The sequence below is a fragment of the Anaerohalosphaeraceae bacterium genome, from assembly GCA_035378985.1.
Classification (GTDB): domain Bacteria; phylum Planctomycetota; class Phycisphaerae; order Sedimentisphaerales; family Anaerohalosphaeraceae; genus JAHDQI01.
The window spans coordinates 93,330-109,317 of sequence record DAOSUR010000002.1 but is presented as its reverse complement, the minus strand read 5'-3'; the positions used below and the strand labels follow the sequence as shown (position 1 = coordinate 109,317).

At 53.9% G+C, this 15,988-nt stretch carries 10 protein-coding genes; all 10 read right to left on the bottom strand.

Translation table 11 applies throughout. From position 1 onward, the window contains the following. The 10 genes from PKY88_02750 to PKY88_02705 all read right to left on the bottom strand — a co-directional run bounded on the left by PKY88_02750 (position 1) and on the right by PKY88_02705 (position 15,986). Positions 1–1,428, bottom strand: a complete 1,428-nt coding sequence (locus PKY88_02750; GenBank protein HOQ04120.1) for a glutamate synthase subunit beta — start codon at positions 1,426–1,428, stop codon at positions 1–3. After that, the gene (gltB, locus tag PKY88_02745; GenBank protein ID HOQ04119.1) at positions 1,421–5,968 is read right to left on the bottom strand and encodes a glutamate synthase large subunit; all 4,548 of its coding nucleotides are present in this window, start codon (positions 5,966–5,968) and stop codon (positions 1,421–1,423) included. Before gltB ends, PKY88_02750 begins: the two co-directional genes overlap by 8 nt. A gap of 188 nt (positions 5,969–6,156) precedes the next feature. Then, positions 6,157–8,253, bottom strand: coding sequence for a glutamine synthetase III (locus tag PKY88_02740; protein ID HOQ04118.1), 2,097 nt, complete (start codon positions 8,251–8,253; stop codon positions 6,157–6,159). A 114-nt stretch (positions 8,254–8,367) separates the two neighbouring features. Then, on the bottom strand, positions 8,368–8,709 hold the full coding sequence (locus tag PKY88_02735) for a P-II family nitrogen regulator (GenBank protein HOQ04117.1): 342 nt from the start codon (positions 8,707–8,709) through the stop codon (positions 8,368–8,370). Between the two features lie 27 nt (positions 8,710–8,736). Further along, complete coding sequence (locus tag PKY88_02730; GenBank protein ID HOQ04116.1) at positions 8,737–10,092, bottom strand: ammonium transporter; 1,356 nt, start codon at positions 10,090–10,092, stop codon at positions 8,737–8,739. Between the two features lie 235 nt (positions 10,093–10,327). Beyond that, a complete protein-coding gene (locus tag PKY88_02725; protein ID HOQ04115.1) occupies positions 10,328–10,669 on the bottom strand; it encodes a P-II family nitrogen regulator in 342 nt (113 codons plus the stop codon). 31 nt (positions 10,670–10,700) lie between these two features. Beyond that, entirely contained in the window at positions 10,701–12,068 is a 1,368-nt protein-coding gene (locus tag PKY88_02720; GenBank protein HOQ04114.1) for an ammonium transporter, read from the bottom strand. Positions 12,069–12,107: 39 nt separating this feature from the next. Next, positions 12,108–12,869, bottom strand: coding sequence for a hypothetical protein (locus PKY88_02715; GenBank protein HOQ04113.1), 762 nt, complete (start codon positions 12,867–12,869; stop codon positions 12,108–12,110). 231 nt (positions 12,870–13,100) lie between these two features. Continuing rightward, entirely contained in the window at positions 13,101–14,615 is a 1,515-nt protein-coding gene (locus PKY88_02710) for a sigma 54-interacting transcriptional regulator (protein HOQ04112.1), read from the bottom strand. Between the two features lie 126 nt (positions 14,616–14,741). Then, on the bottom strand, positions 14,742–15,986 hold the full coding sequence (locus tag PKY88_02705; GenBank protein HOQ04111.1) for a hypothetical protein: 1,245 nt from the start codon (positions 15,984–15,986) through the stop codon (positions 14,742–14,744). Positions 15,987–15,988 lie beyond the last annotated feature (2 nt).

Genomic DNA, 15,988 nt, shown 5'->3' with positions numbered 1-15,988 from the left:
TTATAATGGCTTCAGAAAGCAGTCGATTGCCGCCGCGGCTTTGCGTCCGGCATCAATCGCCCGGACCACCAGCGACGCGCCTGCCACGGCATCTCCTGCGGCGAATACCATCGGATTGCTGGTCTGAAAATTCGACACCTTGATATTGCCGTTGTCATCCAATGTCAAGCCCAAATCCTGAATCAGCCGGCTGTGCTCCACATGGACAAACCCCATCGCCAACAACACCAAATCCGCCGGCCGTTCAAACTCAGTACCGGGGATTTCTCGAACCTCCCATCGCTGATTTTTCCGAATCCACTCCACCTGAATGCAGTGAATGCGGTTCACATGAGTCTCGGCTCCGGAAAAACGAGTCGTCATCACGCTCCAAAGACGCTCACATCCCTCTTCGTGGCTGGAGGAGGTCCGCATCATCTTCGGCCAAAGGGGCCATGGTGTTTCAGAGGCGCGGGTTTCCGGGGGTTTGGGCAAAATTTCAATCTGGAGGATTGATTTCGCCCCCTGCCGACGTGATGTCCCTACGCAGTCACTTCCGGTATCCCCGCCGCCAATCACAACGACATGTTTGCCCCTGGCATCCAAATGCTCTTCTTCCGGCGTCAGCGGCTCTCCGGCTACACGTTTATTCTGCGTCCGCAGGAAGTCCATCGCAAAGACGATATTCTCATAACCGCGGCCCGGAACGGGCAAATCCCGGGGCTGACCGGCTCCGAGGGTTAAACAGACAGCATCAAACCGTTTGCACAAATAGCGGGCCGACAGATCGGCTCCAACTACAACGCCGGTCTGAAACTGCACCCCTTCTTCCGTCATTTGGCGAATCCGGCGGTCCAAAACCCATTTTTCGAGTTTGAAATCAGGTATGCCGTATCGAAGGAGACCGCCGGGCTGCGGGTCTTTTTCGAATACCACCACTTCGTGCCCTGCCCGGGCCAGCTGCTGTGCAGCCGCCAGACCAGCAGGTCCCGAACCGACAACGGCCACCCGTTTGCCGGTTTTAACCGGAGCCGGCAGAGGACGAACCCACCCTTCCGCAAATCCCCGTTCCACAATCTGGAACTCGATATGCCGAATCAGGACCGGTTTGTCATTGACAGACAGCGTACAGGCCGCTTCACAGGGAGCCGGACAAACCCGGCCGGTGATTTCCGGAAAGTTATTCGTGGAATGCAGGTTGTCACAGGCTTCTTTCCAGCGGCCCAGATATACCAGGTCGTTAAACTCCGGAATGCGGTTGGCCACGGGACAGCCGAATTCGCTGTGGCAAAACGGAATGCCGCAATCCGCACACCGGGCTGCCTGCTGAACAATGTCATCGGGGCTCAGCGGGATTTCGATTTCCCGATAATCCCGAATCCGATTTTCAACCGGCCGATAGGGAACCGGCCGGCGAGGGTATTCAAGAAATCCTTTGATTTTAGCCATGCTGGAAAACCTCTTCCGTAGCCGGAGTGGATTCCGTGTGCCGCCGCTCCTGCGCACGGATCCGCTCCAGGGCCTTACGATAATCAATCGGAATCACTTTTACGAACTTGCCAACCATGTCCGGCCAGGCATTTAGAATCCGGCGGGCATGACTGCTGCGCGTAAGGGATTCATGTTTTTCAATCAGCTGACGCAGAAGCTCTTCATCTTCCGGTTTATAAACACTTTCCAAATCAACCATATCCAGATTGCAGAGGGTATCAAACATCTGCATCTCGTCGAGAACATAGGCAATTCCGCCGCTCATTCCGGCGGCAAAGTTGCGTCCGGTCTTCCCGAGAACCACCACAATTCCGCCGGTCATGTATTCACAGGCATGGTCACCTACTCCTTCTACGACAGCCACCGCTCCGCTGTTTCGTACGCAGAAACGCTCACCGACCATTCCATTGATGAACACTTCTCCGGAAGTGGCGCCATAAAGCAGCGTGTTGCCTGCGATAATATTTTCCTGCGGCAGGAAGGGGGACCCGGCGGGCGTTTCGACGATGATGCGGCCGCCCGACAGTCCCTTGCCGAGATAATCGTTGCTGTCCCCAATAAGCCGCAGGGTAATTCCCCTGGCCAGAAAGGCGCCGAAACTCTGTCCGGCTGACCCCTCAAAAGTTAGCTGGATGGTATCATCCGCAAGGCCGTCCGGACTGTACTGTTTCACAAGATAATAACTCAGAATCGTCCCGACCGCCCGATGCACATTCTGAATCGGCATCCGCAGCTGAACGGTTTTCTTCTTTTCGAGAGCAGGCCTAATCTGCTCCAGAATCCGCCAGTCCAGATGGTCTTTGAGCCGATCGGGCTGAGAACTCACCTGTCTTCGGGCACAACCGGCCGGCCCCTCCGGAACCAGAAAGATATTGGAAAAGTCCAGTCCCCTGGCCTTGTAATGCTCGACGGCTTTGCGAGTGCACAGACAATCCACCCGCCCAATCATCTCGTCCATCGTTCGGAAGCCCAGCCGACTCATCCATTGCCGGACTTCTTCCGCCACGAAAAGCATGTATCGCTGAAGAAACTCCGGTTTGCCTTTGAAGCGTCTGCGCAGTTCCGGGTCCTGCGTGGCAATTCCGTAGGTGCAGGCACCTTCGTGACATTTGCGAAGAAGCGTACAGCCGAGTGTCACCAGTGCCGCTGTGCCGAACCCGAACTGTTCGGCGCCGAGCAGAGCGGCAATCACCACGTCGCGACCCGTCCGCATCTGGCCGTCAGTCTGCACACGGATTCGGTCGCGCAGCCCGTTGCGAATGAGAACCTGCTGGGTTTCCGCCAATCCGATTTCCCAGGGACATCCGGCATGCTTGATGGACAAAAGGGGACTGGCCCCGGTTCCCCCATCGTGACCGCTAATAAGCACTTCATCCGCCCCGCCCTTGGCAACACCGGCGGCAACCGTCCCTACACCAACCTCAGAGACCAGCTTGACGGAGATTTTGGCCTGCGGGTTGCTGCATTTGAGGTCATAAATCAGCTGGGCCAGGTCTTCGATGGAATAAATATCGTGGTGCGGCGGGGGCGAAATCAGCGTCACCCCGGGCGTTGAATGCCGCAGTCGGGCAATCTCTTCCGTAACCTTATGACCGGGCAGCTGTCCGCCTTCCCCGGGCTTAGCTCCCTGCGCCATTTTAATCTGAATCTCTTTGGCGTTGGCCAGATATTGAATTGTCACACCAAAGCGGGCGCTGGCTACCTGCTTAATGGCCGAGTTCAGGACAGTTCCGTAGCGAGAAGGGTCTTCGCCGCCTTCGCCGGTATTGCTCATTGCCCCCAGCCCGTTCATCGCAGCCGCAATGCATTCGTGAGCTTCCTTGCTGATGGAGCCGTGGCTCATCGCGCCGGTACAAAAACGCCGGACAATCGACTCAGCGGGTTCCACCTCGTCCAGCGGCACAGGCTGGGCTTCCCGAAATTCAAACAGCCCCCGCAGGGTTCCCAGCTTTCGGGACTGTTCGTTGACCAGCTGTGCAAACTCCTCATAAGCCTTCCGGTCATTGAGCATGACGGCATGCTGAAGTTTGGCCACGGTCGCCGGATTCCAGAGGTGATATTCCCCGTCGCGGCGGTAATGGTATTGTCCGCCGTAATCCAGTTCGAGCGAACCGGCCGGACGGGGCTTGCAGGCCTCCTCCAGCCGCTGAAGGATATCCCGGGCGATTTCGTCCAATCCGATGCCGCCGATGCGGGAGCTGGTACCGGTAAAATACCGGTCTACCACGTCCCGTTTGAGCCCCAGGCACTCAAAGAGCTGTGCGTTAAAATAGCTCCGCAGCGTTGAGATGCCCATCTTGCTCATGGTTTTGAGAATGCCTTTTTTGACGGCGGCGATGTAGTTGTCGGCGATCTGCTCGGGCTCCATGTCCGCCGGCAAATCCCCGTTCTGCTGCAGAAACGTGAGCGTTTCAAAAACCAGATAAGGATTGACGGCGTTGGCTCCGTATCCGCACAAGAGGCAGAAGTGCATCACTTCGCGGGCCTCACCGGTTTCGACAATCAGTCCGGCTTCTCCCCGCAGTCCCCGTTCGATCAGGCCGTGATGGACCGCGGAGACGGCCAGTAGAGACGGAATCGGCGCCTTCTGCCCGTCAGGATTGCGATCGCTGAGGATAATCAAAGACGCATCCTCGCGAAGAATCGCCTGGGCCGCCGAATCAATCAGGGCATCGAGGGCCTGCTTTAAAGAATCGCCGGGGCGGCTTCGATCAATCTCAAAAAGAGTGGACACCGTCACAACCTTGAAATCTTTTCGCTGGGCCGAACGAAGCCGAACCATATCCTCATTGGTTAGAATCGGATGAGGCAGCTTCAGCTGCCGGCAATGCTGGGGCGTTTCTTCCAGAAGGTTGAGCCGACGGCCGGTGTACGTCATCAGACTCATCACCAGCCCTTCCCGGAGCGGGTCAATCGGCGGGTTGGTCACCTGAGCAAACAGCTGTTTGAAATAGTCAAACAGCAGACAGGGGCGGTCGCTGAGCACTGCCAGCGGGGTATCGTTGCCCATCGAGCCGACCGGCTCCTGTGCATGCAGGGCCATCGGCGCCAGAATCATCCGCAGCTCCTCACGCGTATAGCCGAAGAGACGCAGCCGCCGGAAAAGCGTATCCAAGTCCGGTTTTTCGAGGTCCGGCACAGAGAAGAGCCCCCGCAGTTCAATGCGGTTTTCCTCCAGCCATCGGCGGTAGGGTTTCTGACGGGCAATCCGCCCTTTAATTTCATTATCGGTGATAATGCGTCCTTCCTCGGTATCGATTAAAAACATCTTGCCGGGCTGAAGACGGCCTTTCTGGCTGACTCGTTCCGGCGGAAACTGAACGACCCCGGTTTCGCTGGCCATTACCACCAGTCCGTCTGTAGTAACCGTGTACCGGCAGGGCCTCAGTCCGTTGCGGTCGAGGGTGCCGCCGACCAGCCGACCGTCCGTAAAAAGCATAGCCGCCGGCCCGTCCCACGGCTCCAGAATCGCTGAATGATACTCGTAAAAGGCCCGTTTGTCTGTGCTGATATGGTATTTAACGCCAAAGGCCTCCGGAACCATCATCATCATCGCATGCGGCAGCGAACGTCCGGCACGCACAAGAAGTTCAACCATATTGTCAAAACAGGCCGAATCGCTGCCCTGCGGGTCGAGCACCGGAATCAAATCGCTCAAATCGTTCCCAAGAACAGGGCTGCGGAGGCGTTTCTCCCGCATTCGCATGTAGTTGCGGTTTCCGCTGAGCGTGTTGATTTCGCCGTTATGAGCAATGCATCGGAAGGGCTGAGCCAGCCGCCAGTTCGGCAGTGTATTGGTGCTGTACCGCTGGTGAACAATGGCCAAGGCCGATGTTATCCGCTCATCGGACAAATCCGGGTAATACTCGAACAGCTGACGGGCCATGAACATGCCTTTGTAGCAAATTGTCCTGCAGGAGAGTGTCGGAACATAAAAATCGACTCCGTCATCGGCCAGCTTTTCGCGTACCAGCCGTTCCGCCCGCTTTCGAGCCTTGAAGAGGTCCCGTTCAAACGTTTCCGAGTCTCTCCCGCCGCCGTCCACAAAAATCTGACGAATGACCGGCTCCGCACTGAGTGCAATCGGCCCCAAACAATCCGGTCGGACCGGAACCTGCCGCCAGCCGAGAACCTTCAGGTCATAGAAGGCCAGTGCCTTTTCGAGAATCTCCTCGCAAACAGCACGCACAGCCGGGTCTTTGGAGCCGAAAACCATCCCGACTGCATACTGCCCCGGTTGAAAACCGCTGATTCCTATCTTTTTACATTCTGACCGGAAAAACTCATGGGGAATCTGGAGCAAAATTCCGGCGCCGTCTCCCGTTAGGTCATCCGCACCGGCAGCACCGCGGTGATTCAGATTCAAGAGGATTTGCTTGCCCAATTCGACAATCGAATGGTCTTTTTTCCCCGATATATGAACAACAGCCCCAATTCCGCAAGCATCGTGTTCACGGCGTACTTCGTATAACCCTTTGTCTTTCCAAAGATTGCGCACGTTTTCGGTGTCCTTTATGCAGAAGTATGATAAAAATAACTTATTGCAATGTTAAAAGATTTTATCTTCCGCCTCACCCTTTGTCAAATGCTCTTTCCGAATTATTCACTTGGTTTACCTTAAATTTTGGGCCATGCCGCTGGAACCCACAGCGACATGGCCCTCTGCTTGAACGGCTGACAATTCGCTTATCTCAAGAAGAGCATTTCCGCATAGGTTGGTAGGGGCCACATCTGCGCATCTACAAGCATCTCAAGAGCATCTGCGGCCTTTCGAACGGAGCCCATCGCCGGCAGAATCTCTTCCCGGGTACGTCGGGCCTTCTCATGGCTGGAAGAAACTCCAGACACCTCTTTCATTTTCTCTTCGAGCTTTCCTATTGCCCCGCTTAGTTCATCGATCAGCCCGCAGACCTTTTCGAGCTGTTTGACCAGAGAAGAGGACTTGGCACCAACGGACTCGAGCGACGAAACAGAAGCCGCCAATTTCCCCGCATACATCTGACAGGCCGGCAGGATTTGCCTTTTCGCAATGTGCAGGGTCGTAGCCGCTTCGATATGGATCGTTCGAATATAGTTTTCCATCAAAATCTCCACCCGTGCTTCCAGCTCGACCCGGCTGAGAACGCGGTTGCGTTCGAAAACAGCTACGTTTTCCGGCTCAAGAATTGTCTCAATGGACTCCACTGTGGAAGCAATATTCGGCAGTCCGCGTCGGGCGGCTTCTTTGACCCAATCCGCCGAATAGTTATCCCCGTTAAACACAATCCGACGGTGTTCCGAGGCAATCTTCTGCAGCAGCTTCTGGGCTTCCGCTTTTACGTCTTTGCTTTTCTCCAGCACATCAGCAATTTCGCTGAGCACATCCGCAACAATTGTGTTCAATACGAAAGCCGGGCCGGCACAGGACTGACTGGAACCGACCATCCGAAACTCGAACTTATTGCCGGTAAAGGCAAACGGAGACGTGCGGTTTCGGTCGGTGCAGTCTTTGGGCAGAGGCGGCAGCAGGGATGTCCCCAGCCGCAGTTCACCGCCCTGCCGGGAAGTCGGTGCACCGCCGGCAGCCAGCTGTTCAAAAATCTCCGTCAGCTGCTCGCCGAGGAAGATCGAAACAATCGCAGGCGGCGCCTCGTTGGCACCGAGACGATGCTCATTGCCCGGATTGGCAACGCTGGCACGAAGCAGTTTGGCATACTTATCCACTGCACGAACAACAGCGCACAAAAAGACCAAGAACACCATATTGTCGTGAGGAGTCTGTCCGGGGTCGAGCAGATTGACGCCTGTATCAGTCACCATTGACCAGTTATTGTGCTTGCCGGACCCGTTCACGCCGACAAAGGGTTTTTCATGAAGCAGACAGACAAACCCATGCCGCTGAGCCACCTTCTGCAGCGTTTCCATCGTCAGCTGATTGTGGTCGGTGGCCACATTCACCGTTGTAAAGACCGGAGCCAGTTCATACTGGGCCGGCGCCACTTCATTATGCTGGGTCTTGGCCGAAACCCCCAGTTTCCATAACTCCGTGTTCACCTCATTCATGAAAGCGGCAATCCGGTCATGCAGGATGCCGAAATAATGGTCTTCCATTTCCTGACCGCGGGGAGACGGAGCTCCGAACAGTGTCCGTCCGGCCAAAACCAAATCCAGCCGTTTCTCAAAAAAGCGGCGGTCAATGAGAAAATATTCCTGCTCAGGCCCCAGTGTAGCCATTACACGGCTGACATGGCTATTGCCCAATACTTTCAGAAGGCGGACCGCCTGACGGCTCAGGGCCTCCATCGAACGCAGCAGCGGGGTTTTCTTATCGAGGGCCTGTCCATTGTAGGAACAGAAGGCACAGGGAATATACAGGGTCTTGCCCTTGATAAATACAGACGAAGAACAGTCCCAGGCGGTATAGCCGCGGGCTTCGAACGTGGCCCGCAGGCCGCCGGACGGGAAGGAAGAGGCATCCGGCTCCCCCTTAATCAGTTCCTTTCCGCTGAACTCCATAATCGTCCGGCCTTCCGGCGTCGGAGAGATAAAGGAATCATGCTTTTCCGCCGTCAAACCGGTCATCGGCTGGAACCAGTGGCAGTAATGGGTGGCCCCTTTTTCCATCGCCCAGTCTTTCATTGCGTTGGCAATCACATCGGCCACGGCAATGGTTAATTCAGAATTTCCCTTGCGGACCTCCTGAAATCGTTTATAGATATCTTTAGGAAGCCGCTCCCGCATGACCGCGTCATTAAAAACATTGGTTCCGAAGATTTCCGGAAGCTGACAATTTGATGTTTCCATGCATGCACTCCTGACTTTATTAAGGACCTTTTTACTCTTTATCTCAGCAGGACCTCTTCCTGCAAAGCATACTTCTTTTTGAATCGCAGGTCAAAAACCGTTTTTTCACATCGCTCAGCCGATCGCCTCCCGCCCGCGCTGGCCGGTGCGGATTCGAATACACTCCGCCAGGTCCAGAATGAAGATTTTTCCGTCTCCAATTTGCCCTGTGCGGGCGCCTTCAATGATTCCTTCCACCGTGGTATCCACAAAATTGTCATTGACGGCGATTTCCAGCCGGACTTTCTTAAGCAGATTGACCTCGAATTTGATGCCGCGATAGCTCTCTTCGTATCCCATCTGCTCTCCGCAGCCCAGCGAATTGGTCACACTCATTTTTCCTACCTGACGGCGCATGAGAGCTTTTTTCACATCTTCAAGCTTATGCGGCTGAATATAGGCGATTATCAGTTTCATTCTTTGTTCTCCAAGTAAGGACGCTGTTTACATTGTGCTGAACACCTGGAATCCGGCATAGGCCTCCATCCCGTGTTCTCCGATATCCAATCCCCGCATTTCCTCATCCTGAGTAACCCGCAATCCAACCGTCCAGTCAATCAGCTTGAAAATCAATCCCATGGAGACAAAAACAAACAGCACCGTTACAGCACTTCCAACAATCTGAATTCCCAGCTGGAGAGGATTAGCACCGTAGAAGAACCCGTTGTTGGCCAGTCCGAGCGAGGCCTTGCCGAAAAGCCCCACACAAATCGTTCCCCAGATTCCGCACATTCCGTGCACAGGGACAGCCCCGACAGGGTCATCAATCTGAAGCTTGTCAAGCAGCTCAACACCGAGTACAACCAGAATACCCGAAGAGAATCCGATTACACAGGCCGCCCAGGGCTCAACAAAAGCACAAGAGGCCGTAATCCCAACGAGTCCAGCCAGGGCCCCATTCATCGCCATCGACAAATCGGGCTTTCCGAAGCGAAACCACACAGTCATCATCGCCGCAATGCCGCCCAGTGCAGCCGCCAGATTGGTATTTAAGGCAATCCGGCTGATATCCATTCCGCCGTTAGAAGCACTGAGAGTGGAGCCCGCGTTAAATCCGAACCAGCCGAACCAGAGAATAAACACCCCCAGCGAAGCCAGCGGAATATTGTGTCCGGCAATGGCCCGGGGCTTTCCGTCGATGCCGTATTTGCCGTATCGAGGTCCGAGGATGAGTGTTCCGGCCAGAGCCGCAACGCCTCCGACTGTATGGACCACAGTCGAGCCGGCAAAATCCCCAAATCCCATTTTGCTCAGCCAGCCGCCGCCCCAAATCCAGTGTCCGACTACCGGATACACCAGAGCGGAAATGATAAAGGAATACATCAGATAGGCAATGAACTTCATTCGTTCGGCCATTCCGCCGGCTACAATTGTAGCAGCAGCTCCGCAGAAAGCGGCCTGAAAGAGCCAAAAGGCATGCAAAGGCAACGTACCAACACGGTCCTCCAGTCCCATCAGAAGCCAGCCGTGAGTCCCGATGAATCCATTGCCGCTGCCGAACATCAGCGCGTAACCGACCAGATAGAATCCGAGAGAGGCCATGCAGAAGTCCAGAAAGTTTTTGGTCAGAATGTTGCATGTGTTCTTGGCTCGTATAAAGCCGGCTTCGACCATGCCGAAGCCGGCCTGCATGAAGAACACCAAAAAGGCCGCAATCAGCACCCAGACCGTATCCAGGGACTGCTGAATGGGCAAGAAGTCCGTTTCCTGAGCTGCCCCGGCCGGGACGGCGAATGCCAATCCCAGGCCGAGAATCCCGAGTTTCCTGCTGACGGCTGACAAAGTTTTTTCCTTGTACACTTGTTTACCCTTTCGTTTCAAAACCCATCTGAATCCGTTTCAGAATGGAGTGTTTGCAAACGTTATGCCAGAAGGGTCCCAATCAATGAAAAACCATAAGTATTGATAGAAAAGCGGGATACCGCTTGTTTTGCTTTCAAAACAGAGTCGGAGAAAATCTACAAAAATGTAATTGAAAAATTTTAATTAAACATTTTTGTATTTTTCTGCCGACTCTGACCATCCCTTGAGTCCTTCAGCCGATCGCCGCCGACCCTTTTTCGCCAGTTCGGATGCGAATGCATTCGGCCAAATCGAGAATAAAGATTTTGCCGTCCCCGATTTCTCCGGTGCGTGCCGCGGAAATAATCGCATTTACTGTGCGGTCTACAAAATTGTCATTGACGGCAATCTCCAGACGAACCTTTTTGAGGAGATTAACCTCGAATTTGATGCCGCGATAACTTTCCTGATAGCCCATTTGGGCTCCGCAGCCGAGTGAATTGGTCACACTCATCTTGCCGACTTCGGCCTGAACCAAAGCTTTTTTGACCTCTTCCAGTTTATGCGGCTGGATGTACGCAATAATCAGTTTCATAGGCATATACTCCTTAAGAAAAAACATTCGGCTACATGATGCTGAAAATCTGAAATCCGCTGTACGCTTCCATGCCGTGTTCGCCGATATCCAGACCCTTCATTTCTTCTTCCGTACTGACCCGCAGTCCCACCGTATTTCGGAGAACCCAGAACAGCAGCAGTCCCAGACCAAAAGCCCAGACAAAAGCTACTCCGGCACCGAGCAGCTGAATCCCCAGCAGGCGGAGCCCTCCTCCATAAAAGATCCCGCCGTCAACAGCAAACAATCCATAGGCCACCGTACCCCAAAAACCGTTCACCGCATGGACACTGACGGCACCAACCGGATCGTCAATTTTCAAAACCGCATCAAAAAACAGAACACTGAACACCACCAAAACACCTGCTACCAGTCCGATGACAATCGCTCCGATAGGCGTGACGCCGTCACAGGGAGCCGTAATCGCAACCAGTCCGGCCAATGTCCCGTTTAAAGTCATCGAAAGATCCGGTTTCTTCAAAACCATCCAAGATGTCAGCAGCGAGGAAACCGCTCCGGCTGCTGCCGCTAAATTGGTCGTAACGGCAATATACCCCACCTTTCCGCCGGCAACCGTGGTGCTTCCCGGATTAAATCCAAACCAACCGAACCAGAGGATAAACACGCCCAAAGCCGCCAATGGAATATTGTGTCCGAGCAGGGCTTTGGGTTTGCCGTCCCGACCATATTTACCCAATCGGGGGCCCAAAAGAACGGCTCCCGCTAAAGCCAGCCAGCCGCCGATGGAATGAACAACCGTCGAGCCCGCAAAGTCATGAAAACCCATGTTCGCCAGCCAGCTCGTATTGTCTGTTAACAGCAGGTTTCCCCACGCCCACGAACCGAACACCGGATAAATCACCAGTGAAATCACAGCGCTGTAAATCAGATAAGAGATGAATTTGGTTCGTTCGGCCATCGCGCCGGAAACAATCGTGGCGGCCGTGGCCGCAAAAACCGTCTGGAAAATCAGAAAAGTCCAGCTCCAGTCTTCTCCCGGTTCAACTCCGCCGAGGGCAAACATCGTCGTGCCGAACAGCCCATTGGACCGTCCAAACATCAGACCGAAGCCGATCAGGAAGAACACGAGCGAGCCGACGGCAAAGTCCATCAGATTTTTCATCAGAATGTTGACGGAATTTTTTGCCCGGGTGAAACCCGTTTCCACCATGGCAAAGCCAGCCTGCATGAAGAAGACCAGAAAAGCGGCTATACACGTCCAAATCACATTCATATTAACTTGCAGAGATTCCTTGACTTCTGCAATCCCGCTCGGCTCTTGTGCCGCTGATTCTCCGGCATACAGAATCCCGCTCAACAGCAGCAGACAGACCGCAAACCACCATCCTCTGCAACGAATCTCCCGATGACTATACATGTTTGGTTCCTTTCTGAAGAAAAAAGAGTCTTCCTGTTGTTAAAACTCTGTTGCCAGACCGACTCCGGTCCAAAACAAGCCCCGATCCCCGGCAGAAAGTCCCTTGCGGATATCCGAATCCAGAATCGTCACGTAATTCAGACTCGGTGTTACGGTCCATTTTCCGAGGGTAAATGGAAAGGCGATTTTCAGACTCAGGTCATTGAGCGCACTTTTATCGAGAGGGTCTCCGACGGCATCCGTCCAGTAGCCCTCATTGTAGTTGGAATCGCCCCAGCCGACTGTGCAGGACAGGGCCAGACCGACCGGCACGGATTCACTGAGCTCCGCAATTTTTTCGATGGTATGGCCGATGCCGGCGGATACATAAGTCCCGTTGATGTCGTCAAAATCATAATAAACGGTCACCGTAGGGGTAAGAAATGTATCCAGCGACAAACCCGAATAAACCTCCTGCGTGCTGCCGGCACTGGGAAACCGGTAATAAATATAGCCGACCGATAACGTCAGCTTCTCCGTAAGAGAAAGAGCATAGCTTCCGTAAAAATCATATTCCGTAAATTCCCCGGACTGATTGTTTTCATCTGTCAGGTCCAGATTGCCCCAGATGCCGGCCGACCAGGGCCCCTTGCTGATTCCGATGGAAGGCTGCCAGACCCAGTCATCCACGAGGTTGTGCCCCCGCCAAACATACTTGCTGTAGAAATCACTGGTCAGCGAGAACGCAGCCTTTTCTTCCGCCGCTGCCGCAACAGAAACCGCCAAAACCACTCCTGCACAAATCCATTGTCTCCTACACATTTTTCTTCTCCCAAAAAAAGGACGTTTTTTAAGCCGGCGTACAGCCGCCGACTTTTTACGGAACGAGAGAAGATGCAACAGACATACCAAGTGAAACCGCAGAACAAAAATGCTGTATCACATTGAAATACAAGGAGATGAAAAGATTTTGCAGCAAAGAGGTTTTTTGCAGCAAACTACATTTTTGTCCAGAGAAAATTCTATTTCTACGTTTTTGTATTTTCGCCGGATTCATTTCCCGAGCAGATGGTATTTGCGCATCTTGTAGCCGAGCATCCGCTCTGTGATTCCCAATTCCCGTGCCGCATACTTTTGCCGGCCGCCTGTCTTTTTGAGGGCATCCACAATCATCTCTCTTTCAAGATTGGCAACTCGTTCCGGCAAAGTCAACCCGTCGCGGCTCGGCGTTTTTTGAACCATCTGAAGGGAAGGCGGCAAATGGTCGGAACGGATGACATCTTCATTGCAGACCAGCACCGCCCGCTCGATGCAGTTTTCCAGCTCGCGGACATTGCCGGGCCAGTGATAACTCGTGAGCATTTCAATCGCCGGTGTGGAGATGCGGTTGATTTTTTTGCCGTTTTCGCGGGCATATTTCTCAAGAAAATAATCCGCCAGCAGCATAATGTCGTCTTTGCGGTCCCGCAGCGGAGGGATAAAAATCGGAAATACATTGATTCGGTAATACAAATCCTCTCGAAAAAGGCCGTTTTTGATGCCTTCTTCAAGATTTTTATGAGTTGCAACGACAATCCGAACATTGGTTCGAATGGTCTCTGTACCGCCGACACGTTCAAACTCGCGGAATTGAATCACCCGCAGCAGCTTGACCTGAAGATTCAGAGAGAAATCGCCGATTTCATCCAAAAAGATGGTCCCGCCGGAGGCCAGTTCAAAGCGTCCGAGTTTCCGCTGAGTCGCCCCGGTGAATGCCCCTTTCTCATGGCCGAACAGTTCGCTTTCCAGAAGCAGTTCCGGCAGTGCCGTGCAGTTGACTTTGATAAAGGGCTTGTCCGCCCGCATGCTGTTGTAATGAATGGCATGGGCAACCAGGTCCTTGCCGGTGCCGCTTTCGCCGCGAATCAGCACAGTTGCATTGCTGTTGGCCACCTGCTCAATGAGCCGATACACCTCCTGCATCGCATTGCTGGTGCCGATCATATTGTGAATGCTGAACTTTTTCTTCAGCTCGCTGCGCAGACGGGCGTTTTCGTCCTCCAGCTTCAGCCGGTCGGAAACAACCAGTCGGTTGAGCTTAACCGCCTGAGCTACCATTGTCGAAAGGACTTCCAGAAGGTTGACATAGAATTCGAGGTTCTCGCCCGGCAGGACTTTTCTGTCGGCGCTGATAGCGCCGATGGTTTTGCCCTCCAGCTTAATCGGCACACAGAAGAAGGCGATTCGTCCCCGTTTCGGTTTTGGCCGTCGCCCTGTCTTGGCTAAAAATCGGGGGTCTTTGCTGATATCCGGCACAATCTCCCGGATGCCCCGCTGGACAACCAGCCCCGTGATTCCCTCTCCGACTTTGTAGGTAACCTGTTTGGACTCATCCGGAATGCCGTGAGCCACTTTGATGGCGATAGTCTCGGTGTCCGGGTCCAGAAGCATAATCTGTCCTCGTTCCAGCTTCAGATGGCTTTCGAGGGTGGACAAAATGGAACCGAGGGTTTCCTCCAGGTTTAAGGAATCGGCGATGGCCCGCGACACCTCCGCGAGCAGCTGAACTTCTTTTCCGAGTTTCTCCATCGGTTTTTCCCTGACAGACAATATTGTCGCTTTTTATCTTCTCTATAACAAAAATGTATTCATCAATACAACAAAAAAACGGGCCCTTTCGGACCCGTTTGACACCCGTTTTTTCTCCGGCCGGCGTCAGAGCGTCTCTTTGAGGACTGCAATCCCCTCAACCACTTTGCAGGTATGAACAGCAAAGCGGTCTGCATAATCCGGGCGAGACCGCGGATACGCCGTCTCGACGGCTTGTTTGAGCTTGTCAGCATCTTCCGCCAAAACCAAAGCCCCGGCGGCTCCCTTGTCCCCGCCGCCCAGCATCCGCTCGCCGAGCACGCCGGGCACCGTGCGGGCAATATCACACATCGTCTCCAGTTCCGGACCGGAAATGACGTACTCATCCCGCAGGCCTATCCCGTCTTCGCGGAAAATCCGCCCGACGGTTCGAATATCGCCCTTTTTCCACGCATCGAGCATCTCATAGAAACGCTTTTGGGCCTTGTAAATATAGGTCATTCGGCTGACCAGATGAGGGACTTCCTTTTCAAAGCGGCTTCGGATTTTCTGATAAAGGGCTTCGTCCCGAATATCCGCCAGACAGCTGATAGAAAAGCCGGCCGCCTTGGCTTTCTGCACCATTTCTTCGCACTCAGCCCGGCGAACTTTGTAGGTGGACTTTTCCAGACCCGGCCGGACTGTTCCGGTATCCATCACCACAATCCGGAATTCCGGAGCTCCTTTGCCCAGCGGCACGTAGGCAATCGAACGGTCAGACGGCCGATAATGCGTGCCCATCCCTTCCTTGGCAAACAGAATCATAATCTGGTCCAGCTTGCCGCAGGGAGAACCGATGTAGTCATTTTCCACCGCCTGGGCCAAATCCACAATCTTCATCGAATCCGATTCCTGAATGCCGTTGACATCCAGAATCGACAGAATCAGATTGAGCGTCAGAGAAGCTGAACGGCTCATCCCGCCGCCGGGGATATTGCCGTACAGGACCGCATCCAGTCCCTGCGTGAGTTTGTATCCTTCCCGCCGCAAAATATACTCCACACCATACGGAAACCGAGCCCACGTATCGGCAATTTGGGGAGACTTGGGCGGCGGAACGGAACCCAAGTCAAACTCAACAAGACCGTCATTCGGGAAATTCCCGCTGTACAGCCGCATCTTCCTGGTGCCGTTGGGTTTGTAAGCCATCCAGATAAACCGGTCGGTGCCGACGCCGAACAATTCGGTCCCGTTGTAGTCCCCGTGTTCGACTCCCAGACAAAACCGGGAGGAGCTGCGGCGGATTTTCGCCCCTTTCAGAGACAGATTGTGTTCTGAAGCCAGTTTTCGCAGAACATCAACGGCTTGCTGATCATTCGTTACAGATTTCACGG

Coding starts and splice junctions, on each gene's coding strand:
- PKY88_02750 (HOQ04120.1), bottom strand. CDS start 1,428: ATGGCTAAAATCAAAGGATTTCTTGAATACCCTCGCCGGCCGGTTCCC.
- PKY88_02740 (HOQ04118.1), bottom strand. CDS start 8,253: ATGGAAACATCAAATTGTCAGCTTCCGGAAATCTTCGGAACCAATGTT.
- PKY88_02735 (HOQ04117.1), bottom strand. CDS start 8,709: ATGAAACTGATAATCGCCTATATTCAGCCGCATAAGCTTGAAGATGTG.
- PKY88_02725 (HOQ04115.1), bottom strand. CDS start 10,669: ATGAAACTGATTATTGCGTACATCCAGCCGCATAAACTGGAAGAGGTC.
- PKY88_02720 (HOQ04114.1), bottom strand. CDS start 12,068: ATGTATAGTCATCGGGAGATTCGTTGCAGAGGATGGTGGTTTGCGGTC.
- PKY88_02715 (HOQ04113.1), bottom strand. CDS start 12,869: ATGTGTAGGAGACAATGGATTTGTGCAGGAGTGGTTTTGGCGGTTTCT.
- PKY88_02710 (HOQ04112.1), bottom strand. CDS start 14,615: ATGGAGAAACTCGGAAAAGAAGTTCAGCTGCTCGCGGAGGTGTCGCGG.